This window comes from Geomicrobium halophilum (assembly GCF_014207655.1).
Lineage (GTDB): Bacteria > Bacillota > Bacilli > Bacillales > Marinococcaceae > Geomicrobium > Geomicrobium halophilum.
The window spans coordinates 722,067-748,215 of record NZ_JACHHJ010000001.1 but is presented as its reverse complement, the minus strand read 5'-3'; the positions used below and the strand labels follow the sequence as shown (position 1 = coordinate 748,215).

Genomic DNA, 26,149 nt, shown 5'->3' with positions numbered 1-26,149 from the left:
ATTTAATAGCTCTCGCCCTTCTGCCGTTTATAAAACGCCTGGAAAAGTTTCAAGAGTGCTCGTTTTTCAATACGGGAAACATAGCTTCTAGAAATCCCTAAGTCCCTTGCGATTTCTCTTTGCGTACGTTCTTCGTCCTCCCCAAGCCCAAATCTACCCACCACGACTTCACGTTCTCTTTCTGTCAATACGTGAATGCATTCATAGATCTGCTTTTTCTCCATTTTTAAATGCAAAGCATCGACAATATCGGGCCCCTCGTCTTGGAGAATCTCCATTAAATTGAGCTCATTCCCCTCTTTATCTGCTCCGATTGGTTCATAAATCGAAATATCCTTGCTCACTTTCTTGAGGGAGCGTAAATGCATGAGTATCTCATTTTCAATACAACGGGCGGCATACGTCGCAAGTTTCGTACCTTTCCCTGCAGAATAACTTTCAATGCCCTTGATCAATCCAATTGTTCCGATGGAGATCAAATCCTCCGTGTCCTCATTCGTACTCTCAAATTTTTTAACAATATGTGCTACGAGGCGCAAGTTATGCTCGATGAGCATGTTTCTGGCGTGTTCATCCCCGTCTTTCATGCGCTCTAGGTATAATTGTTCTTCTTCTTTGGATAAAGGTTGCGGAAAGGCTTGATTTTTTACATAGGAGATGAACATCATCATTTCCTTGACAAAGTAGGCAAAAGCAGTGAATATTCCCGACATGTATAACCCCTCCCAGGACCATCTTTTATATCCTATGCGAGAGTGGGCTTGGATGGTGCAGGATTAGAGGGAGAAATTGTATTCATTCAGAAGAGGGAGCGTAGGTAGTGGAATGGATCATAAGTAAAAACTTATGGAGATACGATAGATAACGGAATCAAAGGACATATCGGTGTCTTTACTGCTAGTGCGTATCAAAAAAGAGGCAAAAACAAGCTTGACGAACGCTTTGCGACCCCCTACTGAGTACGAGGTGGTCGAGGAGACGTAGCTTCAAGTACCGGAACGCAAGCTCGTCTCTACATAAGCGATAGATCGCACGAAGAAAAAGTAGGTTTATTTTTCGAGAATATGGTTTTTATACGTGAAGAGCTTTAGAAGCAGGACGACGAAGAGATATGAAAGCTATTTTTCCCGGACTTTTTGAACAACCTCTTCTAGGGACTTGTGAACACAAGTCAAGCTCATCAATCATAGTTGGTTTAAATTTCATAATCAGGTGCCAATACAGTATGGGGTGTTTCGACAGTCTCTGGATATTTCAAGCCGAGCCCCGTGTTTAAACAGATGACATGATCATCGCGGGCTAACCATTTTTCCTCCCGTAACTGCTGAACCGCCGACAACGTAGCTGCACCCTCCGGGCAAATAAAAGCACCTTCCAAATCAGCTACTCTTTCTTGCTCTTTTAAAATTTCATCGTCCGAAATTGCGACGGCACACCCATTTGTTTGTTCAATGGCTTCTAAAACGAGAAAATCCCCCAATGCTTTCGGAACATTAATTCCAAAAGCAACGGTCTCCGAATCAGGCCAAAATTCACTTTCTTTATTCCCTTCATCATATGCTTTCACAATCGGAGCGCAATTCTCAGCCTGAACAGCCACAAGACGTGGGAATGCTTGGTCTTCTTCAATCCACCCAAGACCCCGAAGCTCTTGCAACGATTTATAGATACCGATCAATCCAACGCCTCCACCAGTTGGGTATACAATGGCATCCGGTAACTGCCAGTTCAATTGCTCTGCAATTTCATATCCCATCGTTTTCTTCCCCTCAATGCGATATGGTTCTTTTAACGTACTCGCATCGAACCATCCGTACTTATGTGCAGCTTTAGCTACCATTCGTCCGGCATCACTGATTAAACCGTCAACAATATAAACACGCGCTCCTCCTATTTGGCATTCCTTGTGGGTTATGGGCGGAGCTGATTTCGGCATGACAATGTGGGCATCGATTCCCGCTCGACTGGCATAAAGGGACCATGCAGCACCCGCATTTCCATTGGTAGGCATCGCAATGGCCTCAACCCCAAGCTCTTTTGCTTTCGAGACCCCAACAGCCGCTCCACGTGCCTTAAAGGAGCCCGTTGGCACCAAGCCTTCGTCTTTCATTTGCAAATAAGATATGTCATAGTGATCACCAATGGCTCGCATATCAATCAACGGAGTCATTCCTTCACCAAAAGAAATGACATTTTCAGGGTCAGTCACTGGTAACATCTCATGGTAACGCCATAACGATGGCAAGCGCTTATGTAATTGCTCATAATGCCATTCTTTTTTCGCCTTTTCTAAATGGTACGCCACGAGTAACGGAGAGCCACATGAACAAAGATTATAAAGTTCATTAGCAGAATAACGATTTTCGCATCTTGGACAATACAAGTGAGATAAATACGTATAAGCCATAACAACACACTTCCTTTTAAAAAATTAAACAAATCGCTGGCCTGGCCCAGCTTAAAGAAGATAAAAATGCTGCAACGCACGCTCCCACGCGCCGCTGCTCACTCAGCTTTTCGACGGTCAGATCTAATATTTCACCGTGGGATACTCGATAATTCCACGGAAGCAACAAAGGACTCAACAGACGGCACGACAATTCAGTCCTACAACCAAGCGAAAGTGCCTTTACCTGCAAGCGACAGACTTAACTGGAGCCGTGAACCGCCAGACACAAGCCTAGCGGTATTCGTAAAAACCTGATCCTGATTTACGTCCGACTTTACCGGCCTTTACATACTTGATAAGAAGCGGACAGGGACGGTATTTTTCCCCTAACGTTTTATATAAATAATTCATGTTCCGAAGGCGGCTATCAAGACCGACGAGATCGGCCAATTCAAGAGGGCCCATCGGGTGATTTAAACCAAGCTTGAGCGCTTTGTCAATGTCCTCCGCAGAAGCAACACCTTCCATATACATATTCATTGCTTCATTTCCGATGAGGCAGTTCATACGGCTTGTGACAAAGCCTGGAAACTCATTGACTTCCACCGTTTCCTTGTTCATCTTCTCTCCCAGGCCCTGAACGATCCGCACCGTTTCCTCGGAAGTATCAAGACCCTTAATGATCTCAATGAGCTTCATTTTATGAACAGGATTGAAGAAATGCATGGCAATCACTTTCTCCGGTCGGTTCGTGCTGGCCCCAATCTCTGTTGGACTTAACGTAGACGTGTTCGTCGCGAGAATGGTATGTTCTGGACAATAGCGATCAAGCTTTTGAAAAACCTCTATCTTTAACGGAATTTCTTCTAACACCGCTTCAATAACCGCATCTGCTTCCCGAACAGCTTGCTGCAGATTATTTTCATAGGTTAGGTGATTTTTCGCTGCTTCTGCCTTTTCCACCTCGATAAACCCTTTATCTACACTTTTTTGCAACAATTCTTCGATCGATGTTTTCGCTTGATTTAGGTTAGATTCATCGATGTCATGGAGATTCACGTTGAAACCGCTAAGGGCAACCGTATAAGCAATGCCCCGCCCCATCGTGCCGGCTCCAACTACACTGATTTGTTTCACGACGTTCACCTCTTTCTAACTTTTAGAAAAACTTGGCTAATCGCCAAGTCTGACAAAACCCGTCGTTTTGCTTATACTTTATTACGAAATTAAGCATTTTTAACGTGAGAGCATTAGGGCCATTCCCTGGCCACCGCCTACGCACAAAGTGGCAACTCCATACTGTTCATCCTTACGCTTCATTTCATAGAGGAGCGATGTTGTAATCCGCGCGCCTGTTGCTCCAAGTGGATGCCCCAAGGCGATGGCACCCCCGTTTCGATTAACTTCTTCTTGTGGCAAACCTAGCTCACGAATCACTGCGAGTGATTGTGACGCAAATGCTTCATTGAGTTCCCAAACCCCGATATCTTCCTTGCGTTTACCGGTTTTTTCGAAAAGCTTTTGCACGGCTGGAACAGGACCAATACCCATGATCTCCGGATCGACACCCACACTCGTCCAATCCACAATGGTGGCCATTGGTGCAATCCCGAAGGCATCCGCTTTCTCTTTCGTCATAAGTACAAGCGCAGATGCCCCATCATTTCGCCCGCAGGCATTTCCCGCCGTTACTGAACCATCAGTTTTAAACGCCGATTTTAAAGAGGCAAGTTTCTCCAAAGACGTGTCCCGTGGATGTTCATCGACAGAAAACGTGAACGCATGTTTTCGCTGTTTGACTTCAACAGGCACAATTTCCTCTGCAAAGATTTCATTTTCTAACGCTTTTTTGGCTCGTTGCTGGCTTTCAAAAGCAAATGCGTCTTGATCTTCACGAGACACGTTGTACCGCTCCGCGACATTTTCAGCGGTTGTCCCCATGCCAAGCTTATCGCCGTAAATTTCTTTTGGCTGCTGCCCGGCTTCCAGGTTAGAATCCACGAGTGTCGGTGACCCTTCCCCGTAGCGGGAATTGCGCAGATACATCGGGGCCTGACTCATGTTTTCTGTTCCACCGGCCACAACCACATCCGCCTGGTCAAACAAGATTTGTTGGACACCGGCACCAATGGCTTGCATGCTCGAAGCACAAAGACGGTTCACCGTGAACGCCGGTTTACTTTCCGGGATCCCTGCCCGCAAAGCGGCCACCCGTGCTACATTCGACGAAGCCGTGGTTTGTCGTACTTCCCCTAAAATGACTTCATCCACATCACCATTTTCAACCCCTGCTCTTGATACTGCTTCTTTAATCACTGTACTAGCCATGTGGCCGCTGTCTACATTCCGAAGGGAACCCCCGGCACGTCCTACTGCTGTTCGCACAGCGCTCGCAATGACAATTTCTTTATTTCGGATGTTCATCATTTTTCCTCCTTTCTATTTTCCTTGAAAATTTGCCTTTCGTTTCTCCAGAAAAGCACTAGTGCCTTCATATTTATCCCCTGATTGAAAAGCTACCGCCTGTGCCAGCTTTTCCAGAAGCTCAGCAGTTTCAAGATTCGAATCCGCTCCCCGAGTCACGACCATCTTCGCAAGGCGGACAGCAAGAGGCCCTTTGGCGGAAATATCTTCTGTGATCTCCCGAACTTTCCCCTCGAGCTCTTCCGGAGAACCCACTGCATTCACAAGGCCGATGCGGTGCGCTTCATCGGCATCGATAAGTTTTCCTCGTAAAATCATCTCAACGGCTTTTCCTTTCCCAACCAAGCGGGTTAAACGTTGCGTTCCGCCTGCACCTGGAATAATGCCCAAATTCAATTCAGGAAGTCCAATCTTTGCCTTTGAACTTGCTACACGAATATCACAGGCCAAGGCCAATTCACAACCACCACCGGCAGCAGCACCATTAATCATGGCAATCGTCGGTTTTTCAAAGTCTGCTAATTTATCATACACACTTTGCATCCCCGGAGATAACGCATCTATGGCTTCCTTATTTTGAAGCTGTTGAATGTCTGCGCCTGCAGCAAATGCTTTTTCACCTGCTCCTGTGAAAATAACGCCATTCACATCTGAACGATTGCCCACTTCATCCAGCGCGTACTCAATTTCCTCTAGCACCTGTGTGTTAATCGCGTTTCGAACTTCCGGCCGATTAATCGTTACCGTCGCCCAGCGCTCTTCGATTTTTAATTGAATCAGCTCCCCATCCATCCTCATCTCCCCTTTTTAAGAATTATACGTGTAGAAACCTTTACCGGTTTTGTGTCCGAGTTCACCAGCTTTGTATTTTTCCCTCACCGATTCAGCCGGTTTTTGGGATTCATCCCCCGATTCTTCATAACGCTGCATCCGTACGTGATAATGCACATCAATCCCTGTTAAGTCGATCAATTGAAACGGACCAATCGGGTGATTGAGGGCTTTCGTACAAGCAAGGTCAATATCTTCATGGCTGGCGACACCTTTTTCATATAAATCCAATGCTTCATCCATAAGACTGCCAAGCATGCGATTAGCTACAAATCCGCTGAGTTCTTTTTGCAACAAGATTGGTGTTTTATTGATTTTTCGTGCAAATTCCATCGCTGTCTGTGCTGTTTCGTCTGACGTATGCGGTCCCTGGACAACCTCAATGAGTTCCATGACGAGCGCCGGGTTAAAAAAATGAAAATTGCACACTAGATCCGGACGAGACGTTACATCTGCAATCTTTGAACTTACAATCGTTGAGCTATTGGTCGCCAAAATCGCGTTTTTCGGTGCATGTAAATCCACTTCTTGAAAAACTTTCCGTTTCGTCTGAATATCCTCCACAATGGCCTCGATAACAAAATCACAGCCAGCGACAGCGCTTTCAATCTCAGGTTCAAAAACAAGCCGTGTAAAACGATCATCCAATTCTTGCTGAGACAGCTTTCCCTTTTCTACTTTCCGTTGCAAACGTTGACTGATCTCTTCCATATTTTTTTCAAATGTGGGCTCATGGATATCCTGGATCCGTACATTAAAGCCGGCGAGGGCACATACGGCTGCAATCTGAGAGCCCATCGCACCTGCCCCAATAACTGCAACTTTTTTGACGGGTTGAACCATTATTAACTCCTCTCCTTTTTCATTTGATCGATCGTTTCCTGAACGAGTTCCCGGCGCAATATTTTCCCCACGCTCGTTTTCGGAATCGAATCGCGAAAATCGATGATCTTCGGAACCTTATAGCTTGCCATTCGGTTTTTGCACCAAGCCGTTAATTCTTCTGCAGAAAGCGTTTCTCCTTCTTTTAAGACGATAGATGCTTTTAACGTTTCTCCACGATAAGGATCCGGCACCCCGTAAACGACGAGTTCATGAATACTCGAGTGTTCATATATAATTCCTTCTACTTCGCTCGGGTAAATATTAAAGCCGCTGCCAATCACCATTTCTTTTTTTCGACCTACAATATAGAAGTAACCTTCACTGTCAACTTCAGCAATGTCCCCGGTAGCAAACCAACCATCCTGAATCTGTTCCTCTGTCTCTTCCGGTAATCCCCAATAGCCGAGCATTACTTGTGGCCCCTTAATCCACAATTCACCGGTCTGGCCAACTGATAGTTGTTCACCGCTTTCGATATCAACAATTTTACATTGAGTGCTCGGTAATGGAAGTCCAATGCTCCCCGTCTTCCGTTTTCCTCGGAATGGGTTTCGATGTGTCGTTGGAGAAGTTTCTGACAAACCATACCCCTCGGAGATTATCCCTCCTGTCATTTGCTCAACTTTTCGCATTACTTCGACAGGTAAAGGTGCGCTTCCACTCGTCATCATCTTGATCGAATCAAGGGAAATAGGATAGTTCTCTGCATAACGTAATAATCCAATGTACATCGTTGGTACAGCGGGGAAATAGGTAGGGCGATAACGTTCGATAATATCCACGGCCTCTTCCACCGTCCACTTCCTCATACAAATGATTGTCGCGGCAGCAAAAACCCCTTGGTTGAGAACACTCGACATTGCCATTACATGATAAAAAGGGGCAGCACCAAGGAAAACCTCACCGGGTCTTTGCAGGGTGTTTGATGTGAATGCAAACGTTTGGTAGACGTTTCCTACTAAATTGTAGTGGGAAAGAACGGCCCCTTTGGGTGTTCCGGTTGTCCCACCTGTAAATTGGATCAACGCTGGATCTTCCTTGGAGTCAATCATCGTCTTAGGGATATTCCTATCCTCCTGGTCAAGGAGATCGTGTAAATGAAATTCATTCTCCCCTAAAGTTGTGGGGCCATGAAAAATAGAAAATGTTGGACCTTTCATCGTTTGTATCTTCTCTTTTTGCTTTGCTTCCCCGATGAGCATCAAGGGATGCGTTTGTTGGAAAATATGCTCAAGTTCCCCCTCTTGATACATCGGGTTCACTTGGACAATAATGCCGCCGAGACGCTGGACCGCAAAATAGCTCATGATATATTCAACACTATTTGGCAGCATTAAAGCGACACGATCCCCTTTTTGAAGTCCGATATTCGAGAGAGAAGATGCGAAACGTTGCACTTCTTCTCTCAATTCCTCATACGTGTAAGTCATCTCACCATCAATGACCGCGAGAACCTCACCATAATCTTCTGCCGTCCTTTCCAGAAAATCGTAGACGGAAAGGTTCGGAACCTCAATGTCCGCCGGCACATTTTCAGGATAATGCTCGAGCCAAATGCGTTCCATAGCCTCACGAGCCTTTCAACATTTCTTTGGAAATAATGAGTCTCTGAATCTCATTGGTACCTTCATAGATTTTCGTAATTCTGGCATCCCGGTAAAATCGTTCAGCCGGATACTCAGCCATATAACCCATCCCGCCATGGATTTGCACCGCTTTATCAGCAACATTGTTGTACGTTTCCGTTGCAAAAAGTTTTGCCATTGAACTTTCTTTAATCGCTTTTTCACCTTGATCAATCAGCCATGCAGCCCGATAGGTCATCGTTTTGGCAGCTTCTGTTTCCGTTTCCATATCAGCCAGCATCCACTGAATCGCTTGCTGTTTTGAAATCGGCTTTCCAAATTGTTTCCTTTCTTCCGCATACTCCATGGAAAGATCTATGAGCTTCTTCGATGATCCAACAGAACGGGCTGCTAATCCGACACGCCCTTCACCTAAGATGGTGAGCGCCGATACATATCCCATTCCAACTTCACCAATCACATTTTCTTCAGGGACCTCACAATCTTCAAAGACTACCTGGCTTGTATGAGATCCTTTTAAGCCCATTTTCTTATCTGGCTTCCCTACTGTAACCCCTGGAAAATCTTTTTCGATGACAAAAGCAGTGATGCCGCCTTTGGCTCCTTTTTCTTTGTCAGTCAGAGCGAACACAGTGAAAACATCGGCGATTGGTGCATTTGTAATAAAATGTTTGGTCCCGTTTACGATCCATTTATCCCCTTTTTTCTCCGCTGTTGTTCCAAGGTTGGTGGCATCCGACCCTGCTCCTGGTTCCGAAAGCGCGAAGCAGCCAATTTTCTTTCCTGCTGCTAAATCCGGCAAATATTTCTGTTTTAACCGCTCCGAAGCCAGCCGTACAAGTCCCGTAGTCCCAATCCCGGTGTGGGCGCCAATGAGAGAGACATAGCCATTGTGCGTACGCCCCAACTGTTCGTACACGATGCACTTTCCGACCGTATCGAGACCGATTCCCCCATACTCCTCAGGAATACTCAATCCAAAAAGCCCAAGCTCTTTGGCCTGATCGACAAGATGCTGCGGGATATCATCCTCTTCTTCAATCTCCTGGGCATAAGGTTCTACTTCGTTTTCTACAAAGTTTTTCACCATCATCCGCATTTGTTCATTTTCTTCGCTGATATTATAATTCATGCTTTTCCTCCTCCAGATGTATACTCTCCCATTAAAAATGCAAGAAGCATGCCATGTTTTATGAGGTTTTCAAGGGCCTTCTTGACACGTAATAAAATCAAATATGTATGATTTAATTTAATATTGTATCCTGGACATTAAAAAACCGGCTTCACATTGAAACCGGTGTCAATGGGGGCATTCACTGGATACTCCCCCCTTGTTTTCACTCTCTCAAGGTAGAATATCGACCCATCTTCACAGTCCTTTTCTTTCTACTGATGAAATATCCATTAATGTTCGTTTATCCTTAGCGCTCCATTGATAGATAAATATGAACAATAGCAGCGCGAGACCGAGGAAATCCGTCCAGATATGATCCGAGACCAATAGAATGGCCGAAACTAATAGAAAAATTCGCTCCCAAACAGCCGTTATTTTCAACATACATCCTTCAATAAATCCGGCAAATGCCACAAGTCCCAATAGAGCTGTCATAATGCCGAAAATGATCGAAATGAAGCTACCTTCAAGGGAAAGCGAAGAATTATAGACGAGCATGTACGGCAATATAAAGCCAGCCATCCCCACTCGAAGGGAATAGACGGCGGTGCGTAATGGATTGCTTCCCGCGATTCCTGCTGTAATGTACGATGTGATCGCCACCGGTGGTGTAATTCCGGAAAAGATGCCAAAATAGAAAACAAAGAAATGGGCAACAATCATCTCTACGCCTAATTCGGTTAATGCCCCTGCTGCAACAGTTGCGAGAATGACATATGCTGACACCGTCGGCATGCCCATTCCTAAAATAATGGATGCGATCATGATCAGCAACAATAGCGGCAACAGTTGTCCGCCTGACATTTCGACTGCGAACCGGGAAAAGCTCATCCCAAGTCCCGTCATAATCACAGACCCGGCAATTATACCGGCCCCTGCACAAGCCATAATCGTCGGCACGGCATTGCGAATCCCTTTTTCCAAGGCAGCCAAGATAGCCATCAGATTCAAGCGGCTCTCTTTTTTAAACAAGCTTAGTATAAATACGGAGAGCAATGCCCACATTCCGGCTCTCATAGGGCTATAACCGATGACCATCAATATAATGATGATCACTAATGGGAGAATTAAATACCCTTTACCTGCGATAAGTTTCCAGAAGTTTGGAAGTTGATATCCCGGAATTCCTTCCAAACCTAAACGACGAGCTTGAAAATAAATCACAACCCCAACGACGGTAAAAAATAAAGTAGCAGGAAGGAGCGCAAAAGCGGCAACTTCAATGTAAGGTATTCCCGTGTATTCCGCCATAACAAAAGCAGCAGCGCCCATAATCGGAGGCATAATCTGCCCACCTTGTGAAGCAACCGCTTCCACGGCACCGGAAAATGTTTTCGTATAACCGACCCTTTTCATAAGCGGAATCGTAAACGGCCCCGTCATGGAGGCATTCGCAGCTCCATTTCCGCTCACCGTTGCCAACAACCCGCTTGATAACACCGAAGCGAGAGCCGGCCCGCCGCGAATACGTCCAGTTAATGAAAATGCAAACTCAATAAAAAACTGTCCAACCCCCGTGCGCATCATAAATGCGGCAAAGATAAGGAATAGAATAAGCACGGTGGAAGCTACATAGATAGGATCACTGAAGATTCCATTTGTCGTAATAAAGAGGGCATCCGTCATCCGGCCGTAACTAAAACCTTGATGTCCTAAGATTCCCGGAAAGATTGGGCCAATAAAAATATACAGCCAGAAAAACAACGCCAAAATCGCCATCGCGTGCCCGATCGTTCTTCGGACCCCTTCAATAATGAGCAAAATCGTGACCGTAGCTACCATTTGATCAAAAAGAGTAGAAGCTCCCTGCCGAAGAGCAATTTCCGGGTATGAAAGAAACACATGCCCGAGCAGGGCAATTGACAAGGTCAAAGGCACAACATCAAATAAAAGGTGCCCAGGTTTTTTGTTTTTATGGTAGGAAAATGTACTAAAACAAAGAATCAATCCAATGGATGTAAAAACTGCGCGATGCTGCCAGGCCGGCAAACCACCGGCAGCCGCAAAGTAGATCACATAAATCGCAAGAATGATCGCAATGATGGCAATCATCAATTGCCGTAACCGCTTCCAAAATGACCAACATTCCGGGTTATACAAAGCTTTTTCTATGGAAGAATTCATTTTTTCTTCTGCGATTGTTAAATCAATTTTTTCACTTGATTGTTCGCTCGTATGTTTCTCCATTGCGCACTCCCCCCTTTCTAGTCAGTTACACCAATTTCTTCGTAATAACGTAACGCACCTGGGTGAATATTTTCTGCAGGATCTTCAATTTCTTCATAAGCCACTTCGGGGTCAAACCATACACCCCGTGTTGGTTGTTCATCCTCCACACGATCGACATTTTCCCAAATGGCCTTGGTTAGTTCATAAACGACTTCCTCATCCATATCCTCGTTTACGATCATCATCGCCCAGCTTGCAATCGTTGGAGTGTCCTCGGTTTGACCGCTGTAACTCTCAGCGGGAATCTCCAAGTCAGTGGTGTATCCATACCCTTGCTCATCCAACTCATCCCTCACTTCCTCTGGAACCGACAAAAGACGCACAGACTGGGTGGCGTCAATTTCCGTCAAACCAGGAACATACGGACCTCCTCCCTGAACAGTAAGATCAATAATCCCATCCCTCATCTGATTAGCAGCATCTCCATAACCGCCATAATCAACGGAAACCCCCGCTTCTTCCAAACCCTCTTCGTCATAACCCATGGCTTCAAAAATGCGGTGAAACGTTGCTTCACTTGCATCTCCGGGATTCCCGGGGATCACATCTGCACCATATTCGACCACATCTTCCAGGGATTCATAGGGACTATCTTCCAAAACCGCAATGTTCCAAAAAGTAGGATAAAAAGCTCCGATGGCCTTCACATTCTCTTGAGGTTCGCCTTCAAACGCACCTTCACCGTTCATTCCATCAACAAAGTCAGAGGCAAAAGCAAATCCGGTCTGCACATCGATCCCTGTATTCACTTCGCGAATGTTTCCAATCGCCCCGCCTTCAACAACGGTCACATCCACCTCTTCCAATTCATCCATCCAAATGTCGGAAAATAACGTTGAAAGTGGATACCACCCTGAATTCGTCGGCCCGGAAATATGGGCATGCTGCCAATCATTGTCTGCAGCTTCATTATTGCAGGAGGTTAATATGACAGCTAACAATAAAAGGATTCCTAACAAGTTTAAACGTTTTCTTATTTTGTGGAATTCCAAAGTTACCCCTCCAAATTATGTACTTCATTGATAACGACTTTTCGCTCATTGTCCTGTCCTTTTATCTAATGCAATAATGATGCCAATGATTGTGTTTCTATAGAAGGGTTATGGACAGTCACGTAATAAAACGCCTATAGATCATATCATTCACTCATGTATGAATAATACAAATATGAATGATGAGAATGGGGGATCGTTTTTTATTTATTCAGTGGACGAATAACGAAGGTTCATAGATTTTTATTCAGTTAACACCTATGAATAAAAAATAGGACTCCCATGCCGCTCCCCTTTTCCCTTTCTATTACTACTTGCATAAATGAGGTTCTGCCATCCCGATAACCAATCCTCTTTTATTTCTTACAATTATTGTGGCGGGAGCGAATACTACGAGGCAAATAAACTAAAATCATACAATGATTTTACAGGGTTCATTGTTGGCCTTGTAGTGGTGGTTATAATGGAGACATAAAAGGGAGGTATTAAAGTAGGTATATAAAACGAAAAAGTTATCCTTCTTAGTTTAAATCTTCTAAAATTGTATTGGAAATGTTCAGAGAGGGGGAAGCCCTACAATAAATTGCTAATAAGCACGGGATCCATTTCAATCCGTTAAAACAGTGGCGGAAACGGTTCTGGAAAAGATGCACCAAACAAAAAGGTACATAGAAAGGGGACATCTGAGAAGTAAATGGAGGACTTATATGCCGAAGTCGGTTCATTAATCACGCAGCTATCGTAGATTAAAACCGGCGGTAATCATACTGGAGAACTGTGACATAACGGTTAGAAATTGCATCCCGCCCATAGCTCGGCCTGAGTTCTCAGACTTATAATATTGCGCGTACATAATCGTTGCCATTACCCACATGGCAGCCGTCCGATGAAAATCATCATATAAGATTAAAACAGCACAAGAATAAGCACGTTAATGGCAGCGATGTATTTTTCGCAAGTGTTTTAATCGATCAGACAGAATCCCCAACGGAAAGCGTAGCAATATTTGCATTACACCATAACCGCCGAGGATGATGCCGATTGATTGATATGGAAATTGAATAACCTCAAGGGGCAAGGTATAAGCTAAAGATGGGTACGTATATAAATCGCAAGCTAAAAGCAAAAAACTGAAGCTAAAATAATGATATGAGCCCAATGATAAATCTGTTTAAAATAGGGCCTCCGGTTGTTTGCAATCACGGAGAACTATTAGGATATTCATCTTTTTGACCCGCACCAGGGAGCCCAGACATCATCACGACTTTGTGTACGTTAAGGAGTTCTGCGAGAGCAAATGTCGTCTGAACATGTTTCGGTCTTTATCTCTTCTTTTCCTGGGAATAGAGGATTTACAGAACAGTTAAGCGCAGAAATATGCATATTGTGCTGGTCGAGCAGAGCAATGATTTCATCTCTTTTGTTCTTACTTGCTAACCACTCATCCAGCTCTATATGCGGTACCTCAGGTCAATTACCGCACCCTAATTCGACTTCACTGATTCCGAGATCTTCACATCTGCCTAACATTGCGTCAAAAAGCAAATGACCTATACTATCAGTAACAAGGCCTATTTTCTACGGGTTGTATCCCTTCACCTATCTGTAGTAGGAAACAAATTGTTGAGCTCTGATAAACAGATTGTACGATTTTCTTCTTTAGATTTTTTGGCTGCAAAAGCCAATTTTTCTGCTTGAAATCCATCATTACCGGTACATAGCAACGGCTTATTTCTAATAATAGCGTTAGCAAATTCATTTAATTCCTCACGATATGCTTCATGGTAGCGCTCGAGGAAAAAATACTTTGGGTGATCCATACTGACGGTTTCTTGTGTTGCAATTTTTACATTAGTTTCATTTTCATTATCAGCAGAGACAACTCCTTTGTCTCCAAAAACCTCCACACGCTGATCATAGCCATATACAGCCTGCCTGCTATTATCGATAACCCCCAAAGCACCATTTTCAAAAGTCATGGTAATGATAGCAGTATCTACATCATCGTAAATAGAAAACTGTGGGTTAATCACATTTGTTGCGTTGACCGAAATATCAACCACTTCAGAATCCGCCAGGTAACGAGCCATATCAAAATCATGAATTGTCATGTCCATGAACATTCCGCCTGCCCCCGCTACATATTCAAGTGTAGGCGGTTCTGGATCGCGAGAGCTGATTTTAATTAATTGAGGTGTGCCAATTTGTTTAGACTGAACCGTTTGCTGTACTTTCCGAAAGTGTTTGTCAAAACGACGATTAAAACCTACTTGCAACTTGACGCCATTCTCTTTTATGACACGTAATACTTCCTCGGTTTCTGTTACATTCTTACTGATAGGCTTCTCACAAAAGATATGTTTATTTGAAATTGCAGCTTCTTTAATGTAATGGGAATGGGTGTCCGTTGAAGAGCAAATTATCACTGCTTCAATATCGTCATCAGAAAGTAACTTGGATACATTTGTTGTTATAATAGGAACATTTTTTTCTATAAAACTTCCCTTCAAATGTTCAGTATTTATATCACAAACAGCCTTTAGGTGAAGATTATTTGATTGCAAGATATTCTCCGCATGAAGCCGTCCAATACGTCCTGCACCAATTATCCCTACGCTTAAAGTTTTCATAGTTATTCTCCTCCTCTTTGGATCCATTAATATTCATTCATTTGGAATGGGACCACCTAAGATCAATTCCGATTATCAACTGTCGCTATATCTACGACTTGTTTGGTCTCAATAGAGCGATGGCAGGCATCAAGAACTTTCATGTTTTCGACGGTGCTTTCCCTTGAATAGATTGGCTCCGACCCGTTAAGAATTGATGTCGAGAAATGCTCGATACCAAGTGGATAGTAATAGCCTATAATTTTCTCTGTTCGTTGGTGGCCATCTTCCCTCTCAATGTGAATAATACCTTCTCCATCTAGTTGAGGTACATAAGCTTTCATCACTTCAATCCTCCCTTCGGTTCCTACGACTTCATATGAATGACGACCTGCTATACCCATACTGCAATCAAAAGAAGCATGAACGCCATTTTCCAATTCCATTACGGTGGAAGCTGACATATCAACATTATAAAGGTCATGCTTATCTTGAATAGTATAGACACGGGAAGGTTCCGAATTGGTAATCATACGGATGGCATGAATACAATAACATCCTAAATCATACAGGCTGCCACCACCAAGTTGCCGGTCCATTCGAATATTACCTTCCAGTTGATGAAGAACGAAGGACAGTCTCGAATTCATATGTTTCACTTCACCAATTTCACCTGCATTAATCATTTCTTTTACGCGAGCATGTTGAGGATGAAATTGATACATAAATGCTTCCATAAATAAAACATTATGCTCTTCACAGAAGCTCGTCATTTCATCCGCCTCTTCTGCAGTTAACGCTGCCGGTTTCTCACAGAGCACATGCTTCCCTCGTTCGGCAGCTTCTTTGACCCATTTTGAGTGAAGACCATTGGGTAGTGGAATATAGACAGCGTCAATTTCCTGGTCTTCAAGCAAACCTTGATAAGTTGTGAACGTTTTAGGAATGGAAAAGGCTTTTGCGGTTTCAATTTCCTTTCCACTTTCGCTGGCTATTGCCTCAATGTTTGCATTTTCCGCTTTCTGAATTGCAGGGATCACTTGCTTTATCGCAATTTCTGCTGTGCTAAGAACACCCCACTTCACTATTTGTGTCACTGTTCCATCATCTCCTTCTTTTCTTAATTTTATCAATTATGATTCCTATAAAAATACGCATTTACATATTTTAAACGACTTATCTGCCGCTTCAGCAATAAAGAGAGATGCAACCCCATCCTTACCAGAGCAGCATGCAGCGTAGTTGTTCTGAATTGATTCAATAAAGGAGTCAATTTCTGTTGCAAACGTTTCTGTTAATGAGGAGGGGAAAATCGGTTCTAAGTTGTGTTCACCAGCAAAAAACGCCCCATCTCACACAAGATGATTACTTTGAAGCTATTCCACTCCGCAGTTTGCATGCACGTCTTTCCGACTTCATTAGCACGCTTGCACAGTATTTCCTTGCAAATGAGCCAATACAAGAAAGTAACACTCCCACATCTCAACAATAAATCGTCAAGGAAGTCGCTTATTTTCTCGAATCTCGTCTTTATAAAAAACGAAGCTGGAAAATATCCCTGCACTATAATCATTCATATATCAGCTTCTGTTTTAATCAAATTTATGGGGGCTCACCTTCTGAATACTTAAAACGTATCCGTGTCCGCGAAGCCGCACGACTTCTTAATTGAAACGGAAGCAACAGCGTGTTTATTATAGAGATTTACCTAATCCCCAATATTTCTAAATCACCATCTCCCTTTGAAAAGGAGACGGCGATCTTTAATTAAAACGATTATATGAATTGATTTCACTAGACAACCTTCTTCTCCGTACTCCCGTCAAACACATGTACTTTATTTGAATTAAACGTTAACCATACTTTTTGGTTCATATCCAAAGGCATGTCCGGTTCTACTATCGCGGTTATCGTATGATCCCCCACCTTCATAATCGCGATCATTTCTTTTCCTAACGGTTCTACAACATAAACCTCAGCTTCAATGCCCTCAGAAATAGGGGATGCGCTCACTTCGACATCTTCAGGACGGATACCTAAATACATATTCTCTCCGGAGAGTTGTTTCTCTAAAATTTCTTGCCACTCTCGATCGATATCCCAAACAAAGGCGTCTAAATCGATTTTCCCCTCTTTCGTTTTCCAATAACCACTGACCATATTCATGGCAGGGCTACCAATAAACCCACCGATATATTTGTTGGCCGGCTTGTGATAAATTTCGTTAGGTTGCGCAAGTTGTTGTAAGTGACCTCCTTCCATAATGGCTATCCGGTCGGCCATCGTCATCGCTTCAGTTTGATCATGCGTGACATACAAGCTTGTAATCCCAAGCTCACTATGAAGCCTTTTAATTTCCCCACGCATATGAACCCGTAATTTAGCATCAAGGTTCGAGAGTGGTTCATCCATTAAAAATACATTCGGTTGCCGAATCAATGATCGCCCTAAAGCGACACGTTGCCGTTGCCCGCCTGAAAGTGCTCTTGGTTTTCGATTTAATAAATCACCAATTTCCAGGATGTCCGCGATTTCATCCGCCTTCTTTTTCCTTTCCGCTTTGGGGGTTTTTCGGATTTTAAGCGGATACGTAATATTTTCATACACGCTCATGTGTGGGTACAGTGCATAACTTTGAAAAACCATGGATATGTCTCTTTCTTTGGGATCCATATCCGTAACCGGTTGATGACCGATATAGATTTCGCCTGATGAAGGATCTTCCAAACCGGCCAACATTCGTAGCGCCGTCGATTTTCCGCATCCGGACGGGCCTAATAAAACTAAAAATTCACCGTCCTTAATGGTTAAATTCAAACGGCTAATGTAGCTGCTGCCGTCAATTCTCCCCAGTTCGTTTCATATTGGGTGATATAAGTGGCGATCCCCGGCGGAAGGGTCATCATATCTGCCGAGTTCAATAAAAACATCGCGAATAAAAATTCATTCCATGTTAAAATGAGCGTAAAAATCGAAGTGGCCACTAAGCCAGGCGCTGCTAATGGGAGGACAATTTTATAAAAGGCCTTCATCCTTGAATCTCCGTCTACCATCGCAGATTCTTCCAAATCCGGTGGTATTTCTTGAAAAAACGCCTTCATCATCCAAACGACAAATGGCAGATTAAACCCTGTATAAACAATGATCATGGCCCAATGGGTGTTCAGAAGCCCCAGTGATTGCATGATTAAATACATAGGGACAATCACAACAATTGGAGGCAGCATACGTGCGGTAAGGATGGCAAAGGATAAGCGATCATTTTTATTGATCCTAAGTTCAAATCTGGCCAAACTATAAGCGGCCAATGAACCAATCACTAAACAAATAATCATGGAAACGCTTGCAACAATCATGCTGTTGAGGAAAAATCCTATAAATGGACTGCCGCTACTCACTACGCCATCAATGGGATCGATGTAATACTGAAGCGTGAAATTTTGCGGGAAAAACGTTTGATCAGATGCAAATAACTCCCCTGCGGGCTTGAAACTAGTTATAATCATCCAGTATATCGGAAACAAGACAATCAGACATATGCCAAACAATGTGATATATCGGATAATTTCTCCCCTTAACCGCTTCGCTTTCATCCCGGTTTTTGCGTTCTCCATTTAAACCCCTCCTTCCTTTTGATTACGATTAAGCGTTCGCACCATTATATAAGACAATAAAATAGTGAATACTAGTAAAATGAATAACCCGGCTGCAGCGTAACCGAAGTCCGAGAACCTCATCGCAACGCGATACATCAAAAAGCTTATGACCTCTGTCGCTCTCCCTGGACCTCCCTGTGTTAACACAAAGACTTGATCAAACATCCGTAGCGCATCCATCGTTCGAATGACAAGCGCAACCACAATGATCGGTTTCAATAATGGTAATGTAATATCTCTCAAAACTTGAAGCTTAGACGCACCGTCTAACCTAGCTGCTTCGTAAGGATCTTGCGGTAAGGATTGCAATCCAGCCAATATAATTAAAAAGCACATCGGCGTCCACTGCCAAATATCAACTAACATGATCGATAAGAAGGCGTTCAAAGAAGTCCCCAAAAAATTAATCTCCGGAAGCCCGATGGCGCTTAACATATAATTGGCAATGCCCATATCAGCGTTTAACATTAACCGAAAGATAATCCCAACGACTAATGGGGACACCATCATGGGAATAATAAGCACCCAGCGCAGATAACCCATCACTTTACTGTCTTTAGATACTAATAACGCTAAGACCAATCCTAAAAACATTTCAATCGCAACGACGCCGAAGGTATAGGCAAACGTGATGCCCATAGAATTCCAATAAGTGCCACTCGTAAGAACATCCGCATAATTAGATCCTGTAAATCCTGCAGGGTTCCCAAACGTATCAAAATCCTGGAAAGAGACATAGATGGAATAACCGAGCGGAACGATCGTTAAAAGGCCGATTAGAAGTAAGGTAGGTAGAATTAACCAATAAGGCAGCATATGTTTGTGTTTGAAAATCGACTTTTTCGTTTTTTTAGTCATCCGTGGATGTTGATTAGGATCCGTTTTGCCTACTTCTCTTTGTGTGCTCATGGATGAATGCCTCCCCCTTTCCCGGTGTTTATGCCTAGAGTACCAAGGAGTGGCACTCTAGACATTTAGGCCCTATTACTCTGTATCGTAATGACCAGCTGACTCCATGATGTCTTCAATATCAGAGGCTGCATTTTCTAAAGCGTCTTCTTCACTCATTTCTCCGGCTACGACTTGATTTAAATAGGTTCCAATCGTTTCTTCTACTTCAGAATAGGATGGCGTTCTTGGCCGGATTTCAGCGTTTTCCAACCCCTCGTGAACGGCTTCTAAATAAGGCATTTCTTCATTAAGTTCTTCATTCAGCAACACACTTTCTCTGGTCGGTAAACCACCGTTTTGAGCCATTTGAAGTTGAATCTCTTCCGAAGAAGCCCATTCAATAAAATCGAAAGCTGCTCTTCGATTTTCACTCGCTTCAGGAATAGCAAAAACCCAGTTTCCAATTTGCGGGGCGTGTTCCCCATCTTCCGAACGTGGCACTAATCCATAGCCTATATCTCCAACAACTTCGGACTCTTCTTCATTTTCCATCGTTTCAGCCCATACAGGCCAAACGATGGCCATCAATGTATCACCCTGAGACATTGCCCGTCCAACTTCATCTGCGCCATAGTTAGCCACACCGGATGGCCCCGTTTCAGCCAGTTCTGTGTATCGATTAAGCGCTTCATGAACCTCACTATCATTGACAGTCACATTCCAATCGTCATCAAAAAAATCGCCGTTGTGGGACCACATAAAAGCGTTAAAATTCGTAGCTACCGCATTTCCCCGGGCACCACGTGGCACAAAGCCATAGTCTGTTTCATCTTCATGCTCTTCTAGCATGGCAGCTGCATCTTCCCAGGTTTCCGGTGCTTCATCGCCCAATATATCTTTGCGCCAGAAAAGCAATTGCACGTTTCCCACTTGCGGAATACCATAATGCCGCGGCTCTTCTTCAGGATCAATATCCGGCATCCTTGGTCCTTCAGAAGGAGGCCATGTAGTAAGAGCCCTAGAACTTTCCATAAAATCTTCATCTATTTCATAGTCAAATTCATCTAATGGTGTTAAATAACCTCCCCCTGCAAACATAGGCATCCATGGATCATCAGCAAAGATGACATCGTAGGTGCCTGACCCGCTTTGGAGATCATTGAAAATCCTTTCATATAACGTGTCATAATCAAATTCATTCCACTCTATTTCTATACCGGTTTCTTCCTCAAATTCTGCAATAATTGGTCGCATAGCAGCGGATTCTTGACCAGCAACCATAGCCACTGATATCGAATCCGGAGCCTCCTCGCCCTCGGCTCCTGTTTCTTCTGATAAATCGTCACCACTGCCACATGCTGCTAGAACTAATGACAAGGATAAAGCATAACAAGTTCCTACAAATAACCTTTTCATATTGGAACCTCCTCGTAAAATAGAGTAAGCGTTTACTTTCAAATTTAATGATTTCAAAATTTGAGCCATATTCCTCATTCAAGTTCCAACCATAAGTCTTCTCGCTCTTTTCAAATTATATAGCAACCGGTTTATAAAATATCATATTCCATTTAAAATCTATCCAGATAAAGCTGAAGAATCCACCCCCTTCGTACGTCATTATCACCCTACTCGTTACCAAAATCAGCAATAATAATGTAATTTTAGTAAGCGCTTTCTTTACGACCCGTTAATGAAATAAAATTCCAAAAACTTTAACAATAGGGAAATTTCGTCGTAATCTTTTTATGATTATTATTGTAAAATGCGTTATGGGCTTAGAAAAAATTGCATCCAACCATTAAGTTTTCCGCTATCTCCTTCAAAATCCTTAAAGGGGCAACTCCCATGCCCCCAACGTCTTCATTATTTTGCTTGCTTCCAAGCGCCAGTTCGCTGAATAATTTCTTCAATGGTGCTATTTAATGCCTCTTTGCTTGGCTTTAAAATTTCCATTGGATTGTACAATTCTGTGTCTTCCGTGAGTTTGTTCCGTAAAGCTTTGGACCAGGAAATATTTAATTCCGTATTGTAGTTGATTTTAGCATGTCCATAAGATATCGTCTTTTGCAGTTCGGTATCCGATATGCCGGAAGCACCATGAAGGACAAAAGGAATGTCAACAAAAGAGCGAAGTTCTTCCATTTCTTTAAAACCCAAGTTAGGTTCACCCTTGTATTTGCCATGGACAGATCCTAAAGCTGGCGCTAAACTGTTAATGCCCGTGTTTTTTACGAGTTGAATGCATTCATTCAGGCTTGCATAGAGTAAATCACTATAAACTCCATCCTCTGTCCCCCCGACGCTACCGACTTCCGCTTCTACGGTGACGCCTTGAGCATGGGCATAATCTACTACCTTTTTTGTGTTTTCTACGTTTTCTTCAATCGGCAACTTGGAGCCGTCATACATGACTGAGTCATAACCTGCGTCAATAGCTTGAAAACACCTTTCTATCTTCTGTCCATGATCCAAATGCAGTACGACAGGCGCCGTTATTTCCAATTCTTCTTTCATCACTTTAAATGTTTGGGCCAGTAGATTGAAACCACCTAATTGATCAACAATTTTATCGGTCGTCCCTACAATTACAGGGGCCCCACATTTTTCTCCGGTTTTTAATATCGACTCTAGCCAAATCAACCCGTTCATATTAAATTGCGGAACAGCATATTTTTTTTTTAATGCATCATCTAAAATATTGTACATCTCATCACCCAAATTCATGGTCCCCTTTCTCCACTGCACCTTTTGCTTGTCGATCATAATTCGCACATTTTAATATTGTTTGGCACGGCTTCTCATATCTTCTACTTCCGGTACTTTGGACATCACATTTTGGTTTGAAGAATGTTTCGAGATGCCGACGTTCCAAAAGCTTTCATACCCGTCCGTCATCGTTTTAGGCAGTACTTTGATTTGAATAAGGGTGGACTTTGTGCTCTTTTTCGATGCTTCTAACGCTTGTTCCAGTTCTTCATTGTTCCGGGCCGTAAATGTATCCAAGCCGTATCCCTCAGCCACCTTGGCATAATCGATGTTGAGAATGCTACCGTCTGTCTTGGTAAATTCGGTACAGTAACTGTCACTGCCGTGGCCCATTTGGAGATTGTTGATACAGCCATAACCGGAATTGTCGAACAAAATAATATTGATTTTGTGATTGTATTGAAGAGCCGTTATCATTTCTGAATGGAGCATTAAAAAGCTGCCGTCCCCTACCATGCTGTACACTTCTTTATCCGGATGAGCAATCTTCACGCCTAAACTGCCGGCAATCTCATAGCCCATAGCAGAGTATCCATACTCGACATGATAGGTGTTATCTATTGTAGGATTCCAGATCCGGTGCATATCCCCCGGCAGGGATCCGGCCGAAGTAACCACATAACTCGATGGGTCGATGATTTCATTCACCTTGATTAACGCGGTTGTTTGGGCATACTTCGTATCTAAAGCTTCCGCATATGCTTTTAGTTGTTCACGTCCGAAAGCATCTTGCACTTCTGGCTGATAGCTCTCTTCATTTAAATCCACCTGGATTTCAGCGAGCCGATTTCTCTCGTCCTCCCATTCTTGTTTATACTCTATTAACTCGTCGGCGAACGCTTTTTTCTTGTTTCCTGACAATCTGTGAAGCTTTTGAATGGTGACCTTGGCATCTCCCACCAGCTGGAGCGCATCAAACTTATAGGTTTGCATCCGACTGACGTTGATATTAATAAAAGCTGCTTCCTCAAAGCTAAAAGCGGTTTTGGAAGAAGTGGTAAAATCCGTATAGCGTGTGCCGACTCCGATGATCAAATCAGCTTGTTTCGCGGCTTTATTGGCAGCCAACGTTCCCGTCACGCCTACCCCGCCCAGATTGTAAGGGTGACTAGAAGAGACGGTAGATTTCCCAGCCTGTGTTTCCACCATCCCTATCCCGTATTTTTGGGAGAAATCCGCAATTTCTTTACCCGCCATCGAATATTTCGCTCCGCCGCCAATCACCATTAATGGCTTTTCTGCCTTTTTGAGTACATCTGCCGCTCGATGTAATGCTTCTTCGGATGGAATTACCCTGTCTACATAATGGACCCGTTTTTCAAAAAAAGCTTCATCGTATTCAAAGGGCTCTCCTTCTACATCCTGGGCAATTGACAAAGTCACCGGCCCGGCCGTTTCCGGATTGGTCATCACTTCGAACGCCCGTAATAACGCGGCCATCAGCTGTTCCGGTCGTTCAATCCGGTCCCAATAACGAGACACCGGTTTCAAAGCATCATTCGTCGTAATTTTCTGGCTGTGAAAATGTTCAATCTGTTGAAGCACCGGATCTGGCTGTCGAATTGCAAATGTATCTCCTGGCAAAAACAATACAGGAAGATTATTAGCAAGTGCGGTTGCGCTAGCTGTTACTAAGTTGGCAGATCCCGGGCCTATAGAGGAAGTAACGGCAAAAATTTTCCTACTGAAGTTTTCTTTCGCAAATGCCACCGCTGCCTGAGCCATACCCTGCTCATTTTTCCCTTGGATAACCTTTAAATCCCCGGTATCTTCCTGCATCGCCTGGCCAATCCCGAGCACATTCCCATGGCCGAAAATATTAAAAATCCCCTCAACAAACGGTGTTTCTTCACCGTCAAAATAAATGTACTGGTTGTTTAAAAACTTGATGAGGGCCTGGGAAGTGGTTAACTTTATGGTTTTGGACATAACGCCTCACCCTCCATGTTTCTTAATTAACGTTTCAATGTCTTCGACGGTCGGCATCGCTTCCGATGAGCTGTGTTTGGAAACTACAATCGAAGCTGCGGCACTGCCGTACTTTAATGCTTCTTTTATCCCTTTCTTCTGCTTCATTGCATAAATAAAGCCGGAGGCGAAGGAATCTCCTGCACCAAATGTTTTTAACACTTGCGTTTTGTACACATCACCTTCGATCACTTCCCCATCTCTGGTAAAGGCCTTTGACCCTTTCACACCATGCTTTACGACAATCAACTGAGGAGAATGGTTAAATAGTTTCTTAACAGACTCTTCATCGGAATGGCCGCCCGCGTTTTCGAGCACATCAAATTCATCTTTTGTGCCTATCACGACATCTGCCATTCTCGCTGCCGCCGTCATGTAGATGGATGTCTCCTCTTTGCTTTTCCACGTATAAGGGCGGTAATCTAATTCAACAATGACTTCTACACCATGCTTTTTCGCTGTATCAATAGCATGTAGGGCAGCTTCCCTAGAAGGAGATTGACTTAACGAAGTTCCGGAAACAAGCAATGTTTCCGCAGATTGGATGTACTCATCATCAAAATCATTAACGCTTAAATAAAGGTCCGCTACGTTATCACGATACATTAAGATACTGCATTCTTCCGGGCTTTTAATTTCCGTAAACGTTAGCCCGATTTTTCTTCCTTCTATATCTTTGGTGATATAATTGGTGTCCACTCCTGCTTTATCCATGTAGTCCAGTACGAAATTGCCGTGCTGGTCGTCAGACACTTTCGCAATCATCCCGACGTCGAGGCCAAGTTTTGAGGTTCCGATGGCCACATTTGCAGGCGAACCCCCTACGTATTTCGAAAACGTCATCGTTTCTTCCATGGGGCGGTTATATTCTGTGGCATTCAGGTCAACTGCTGCTCTGCCGAACGTTATTAAATTCTTTTTGCTCATCCTTTAATCCCTCTCCAGAATCCATTCATGGTCTTTATCATTATGAAACTTCCACTTTCTCTTCGGACCGGCCATAACATTCAAATAATACAAATCGTACCCGTCAGGAACCCCTACAGGGTGATACCCTCTTGGCACCGAAACGCAATCCTGGTGCTCCACGGCCATGGTTTCGTCTAATGACCGATCATCTGTGTATACTCGTTGGAACACAAATCCCTGCTGCGGATCGATTTCATGATAATACGTTTCTTCCAACATTGATTCCTTCGGCAGATTGTCCTGGTCGTGTTTATGGGGAGGGTAACTTGAGAAATTTCCACTGTCTGTATAGACTTCCACCACTAATAAGTTTTCGGGAATATCCACATCATCCGGCAAAATATTATGCACCAGCCGCTGGTTCGAGTATTTGCCGCGGCGTTCTTTAGCAATGTCAGTCGCTTTGATAACTTTCGTCTCCAGCATTTTGCTGGAACTAGCGTAACAGAGCGCCACTTTTGCTGGCTTGTTAGCTTTAATATTGAAATGCTTGATAGAAGGAATATAAATACTGTCCGTCGGTTTCTTTTCAAACACAGACTCCCTTGTGCCAAGATTGGGGTGGTGATCCCCTTCCACTGACACATCAACATTGCCTGTGAGGATAACGGCACACAATTCGATATTTTCCAGGTTTTCTTCGTATCTGGAACCTTCCTCCATTTCAATGACTTTAAATTGAACGTATTCCAGGCCGGCGTTTGATTGATTGATATCCTGAATCAACGTTACGCCTTCAAACAATGCGGAATTGCCTTTTTTATATAATAAATCAGCCAT

At 43.6% G+C, this 26,149-nt stretch carries 20 protein-coding genes; all 20 read right to left on the bottom strand.

Annotated features, from left to right (window positions below; all coding sequences use genetic code 11):
- Positions 1 to 2: 2 nt before the first annotated feature.
- Positions 3 to 713, bottom strand: coding sequence for an RNA polymerase sporulation sigma factor SigK (gene sigK / locus HNR44_RS03625; RefSeq protein ID WP_184402731.1), 711 nt, complete (start codon positions 711 to 713; stop codon positions 3 to 5).
- A 482-nt stretch (positions 714 to 1,195) separates the two neighbouring features.
- Positions 1,196 to 2,407 (bottom strand): threonine synthase, encoded by a 1,212-nt coding sequence (locus HNR44_RS03620; protein ID WP_184402730.1) that lies wholly within the window; start codon positions 2,405 to 2,407, stop codon positions 1,196 to 1,198.
- Positions 2,408 to 2,680: 273 nt separating this feature from the next.
- The gene (locus HNR44_RS03615; RefSeq protein WP_184402729.1) at positions 2,681 to 3,526 is read right to left on the bottom strand and encodes a 3-hydroxyacyl-CoA dehydrogenase; all 846 of its coding nucleotides are present in this window, start codon (positions 3,524 to 3,526) and stop codon (positions 2,681 to 2,683) included.
- A gap of 99 nt (positions 3,527 to 3,625) precedes the next feature.
- Positions 3,626 to 4,813: a thiolase family protein gene (locus HNR44_RS03610; protein ID WP_184403540.1), complete on the bottom strand. Its 1,188-nt coding sequence runs from the start codon at positions 4,811 to 4,813 to the stop codon at positions 3,626 to 3,628.
- Positions 4,814 to 4,828: 15 nt separating this feature from the next.
- Positions 4,829 to 5,605: an enoyl-CoA hydratase/isomerase family protein gene (locus HNR44_RS03605; protein WP_184402728.1), complete on the bottom strand. Its 777-nt coding sequence runs from the start codon at positions 5,603 to 5,605 to the stop codon at positions 4,829 to 4,831.
- 15 nt (positions 5,606 to 5,620) lie between these two features.
- Positions 5,621 to 6,487 carry a 3-hydroxyacyl-CoA dehydrogenase family protein gene (locus HNR44_RS03600; RefSeq protein WP_221434195.1) on the bottom strand — a complete coding sequence of 289 codons (867 nt, stop codon included), beginning with the start codon at positions 6,485 to 6,487 and terminating at the stop codon, positions 5,621 to 5,623.
- 2 nt (positions 6,488 to 6,489) lie between these two features.
- On the bottom strand, positions 6,490 to 8,094 hold the full coding sequence (locus tag HNR44_RS03595; protein WP_184402727.1) for a long-chain-fatty-acid--CoA ligase: 1,605 nt from the start codon (positions 8,092 to 8,094) through the stop codon (positions 6,490 to 6,492).
- Between the two features lie 4 nt (positions 8,095 to 8,098).
- Positions 8,099 to 9,247 (bottom strand): acyl-CoA dehydrogenase family protein, encoded by a 1,149-nt coding sequence (locus HNR44_RS03590; RefSeq protein ID WP_184402726.1) that lies wholly within the window; start codon positions 9,245 to 9,247, stop codon positions 8,099 to 8,101.
- A gap of 237 nt (positions 9,248 to 9,484) precedes the next feature.
- Positions 9,485 to 11,476 carry a TRAP transporter permease gene (locus HNR44_RS03585; RefSeq protein WP_184402725.1) on the bottom strand — a complete coding sequence of 664 codons (1,992 nt, stop codon included), beginning with the start codon at positions 11,474 to 11,476 and terminating at the stop codon, positions 9,485 to 9,487.
- Positions 11,477 to 11,493: 17 nt separating this feature from the next.
- Positions 11,494 to 12,510: a TAXI family TRAP transporter solute-binding subunit gene (locus HNR44_RS03580; RefSeq protein WP_184402724.1), complete on the bottom strand. Its 1,017-nt coding sequence runs from the start codon at positions 12,508 to 12,510 to the stop codon at positions 11,494 to 11,496.
- Positions 12,511 to 14,105: 1,595 nt separating this feature from the next.
- Positions 14,106 to 15,140 carry an inositol 2-dehydrogenase gene (iolG, locus tag HNR44_RS03575; protein ID WP_184402723.1) on the bottom strand — a complete coding sequence of 345 codons (1,035 nt, stop codon included), beginning with the start codon at positions 15,138 to 15,140 and terminating at the stop codon, positions 14,106 to 14,108.
- Positions 15,141 to 15,202: 62 nt separating this feature from the next.
- On the bottom strand, positions 15,203 to 16,216 hold the full coding sequence (locus HNR44_RS03570) for a Gfo/Idh/MocA family protein (RefSeq protein ID WP_184402722.1): 1,014 nt from the start codon (positions 16,214 to 16,216) through the stop codon (positions 15,203 to 15,205).
- Between the two features lie 697 nt (positions 16,217 to 16,913).
- On the bottom strand, positions 16,914 to 17,945 hold the full coding sequence (locus HNR44_RS03565; protein ID WP_425489447.1) for an ABC transporter ATP-binding protein: 1,032 nt from the start codon (positions 17,943 to 17,945) through the stop codon (positions 16,914 to 16,916).
- Positions 17,933 to 18,733 carry a carbohydrate ABC transporter permease gene (locus HNR44_RS03560; RefSeq protein WP_184402721.1) on the bottom strand — a complete coding sequence of 267 codons (801 nt, stop codon included), beginning with the start codon at positions 18,731 to 18,733 and terminating at the stop codon, positions 17,933 to 17,935. Before HNR44_RS03560 ends, HNR44_RS03565 begins: the two co-directional genes overlap by 13 nt.
- Positions 18,734 to 19,684, bottom strand: coding sequence for a carbohydrate ABC transporter permease (locus HNR44_RS03555; RefSeq protein WP_184402720.1), 951 nt, complete (start codon positions 19,682 to 19,684; stop codon positions 18,734 to 18,736).
- A 75-nt stretch (positions 19,685 to 19,759) separates the two neighbouring features.
- Positions 19,760 to 21,082, bottom strand: coding sequence for an extracellular solute-binding protein (locus HNR44_RS03550; RefSeq protein WP_184402719.1), 1,323 nt, complete (start codon positions 21,080 to 21,082; stop codon positions 19,760 to 19,762).
- A gap of 447 nt (positions 21,083 to 21,529) precedes the next feature.
- Complete coding sequence (locus HNR44_RS03545) at positions 21,530 to 22,390, bottom strand: class II fructose-bisphosphate aldolase (protein ID WP_246406966.1); 861 nt, start codon at positions 22,388 to 22,390, stop codon at positions 21,530 to 21,532.
- A gap of 51 nt (positions 22,391 to 22,441) precedes the next feature.
- The gene (iolD, locus tag HNR44_RS03540; protein ID WP_184402718.1) at positions 22,442 to 24,361 is read right to left on the bottom strand and encodes a 3D-(3,5/4)-trihydroxycyclohexane-1,2-dione acylhydrolase (decyclizing); all 1,920 of its coding nucleotides are present in this window, start codon (positions 24,359 to 24,361) and stop codon (positions 22,442 to 22,444) included.
- A 6-nt stretch (positions 24,362 to 24,367) separates the two neighbouring features.
- Complete coding sequence (gene iolC, locus HNR44_RS03535) at positions 24,368 to 25,327, bottom strand: 5-dehydro-2-deoxygluconokinase (RefSeq protein ID WP_184402717.1); 960 nt, start codon at positions 25,325 to 25,327, stop codon at positions 24,368 to 24,370.
- Positions 25,328 to 25,330: 3 nt separating this feature from the next.
- Positions 25,331 to 26,149 (bottom strand): 5-deoxy-glucuronate isomerase, encoded by an 819-nt coding sequence (gene iolB / locus HNR44_RS03530; protein WP_184402716.1) that lies wholly within the window; start codon positions 26,147 to 26,149, stop codon positions 25,331 to 25,333.

Excerpts from the sequence above, each read along its gene's own strand:
- sigK (WP_184402731.1), bottom strand. The coding sequence starts at position 713 with ATGTCGGGAATATTCACTGCTTTTGCCTACTTTGTCAAGGAAATGATG.
- HNR44_RS03620 (WP_184402730.1), bottom strand. The coding sequence starts at position 2,407 with ATGGCTTATACGTATTTATCTCACTTGTATTGTCCAAGATGCGAAAAT.
- HNR44_RS03610 (WP_184403540.1), bottom strand. The coding sequence starts at position 4,813 with ATGAACATCCGAAATAAAGAAATTGTCATTGCGAGCGCTGTGCGAACA.
- HNR44_RS03605 (WP_184402728.1), bottom strand. The coding sequence starts at position 5,605 with ATGGATGGGGAGCTGATTCAATTAAAAATCGAAGAGCGCTGGGCGACG.
- HNR44_RS03600 (WP_221434195.1), bottom strand. The coding sequence starts at position 6,487 with ATGGTTCAACCCGTCAAAAAAGTTGCAGTTATTGGGGCAGGTGCGATG.
- HNR44_RS03595 (WP_184402727.1), bottom strand. The coding sequence starts at position 8,094 with ATGGAACGCATTTGGCTCGAGCATTATCCTGAAAATGTGCCGGCGGAC.
- HNR44_RS03590 (WP_184402726.1), bottom strand. The coding sequence starts at position 9,247 with ATGAATTATAATATCAGCGAAGAAAATGAACAAATGCGGATGATGGTG.
- HNR44_RS03585 (WP_184402725.1), bottom strand. The coding sequence starts at position 11,476 with ATGGAGAAACATACGAGCGAACAATCAAGTGAAAAAATTGATTTAACA.
- iolG (WP_184402723.1), bottom strand. The coding sequence starts at position 15,140 with ATGAAAACTTTAAGCGTAGGGATAATTGGTGCAGGACGTATTGGACGG.
- HNR44_RS03560 (WP_184402721.1), bottom strand. The coding sequence starts at position 18,733 with ATGGAGAACGCAAAAACCGGGATGAAAGCGAAGCGGTTAAGGGGAGAA.
- HNR44_RS03555 (WP_184402720.1), bottom strand. The coding sequence starts at position 19,684 with ATGAGCACACAAAGAGAAGTAGGCAAAACGGATCCTAATCAACATCCA.
- HNR44_RS03550 (WP_184402719.1), bottom strand. The coding sequence starts at position 21,082 with ATGAAAAGGTTATTTGTAGGAACTTGTTATGCTTTATCCTTGTCATTA.
- HNR44_RS03545 (WP_246406966.1), bottom strand. The coding sequence starts at position 22,390 with ATGAATTTGGGTGATGAGATGTACAATATTTTAGATGATGCATTAAAA.
- iolD (WP_184402718.1), bottom strand. The coding sequence starts at position 24,361 with ATGTCCAAAACCATAAAGTTAACCACTTCCCAGGCCCTCATCAAGTTT.
- iolC (WP_184402717.1), bottom strand. The coding sequence starts at position 25,327 with ATGAGCAAAAAGAATTTAATAACGTTCGGCAGAGCAGCAGTTGACCTG.
- iolB (WP_184402716.1), bottom strand. The coding sequence starts at position 26,149 with ATGGCTGATTTATTATATAAAAAAGGCAATTCCGCATTGTTTGAAGGC.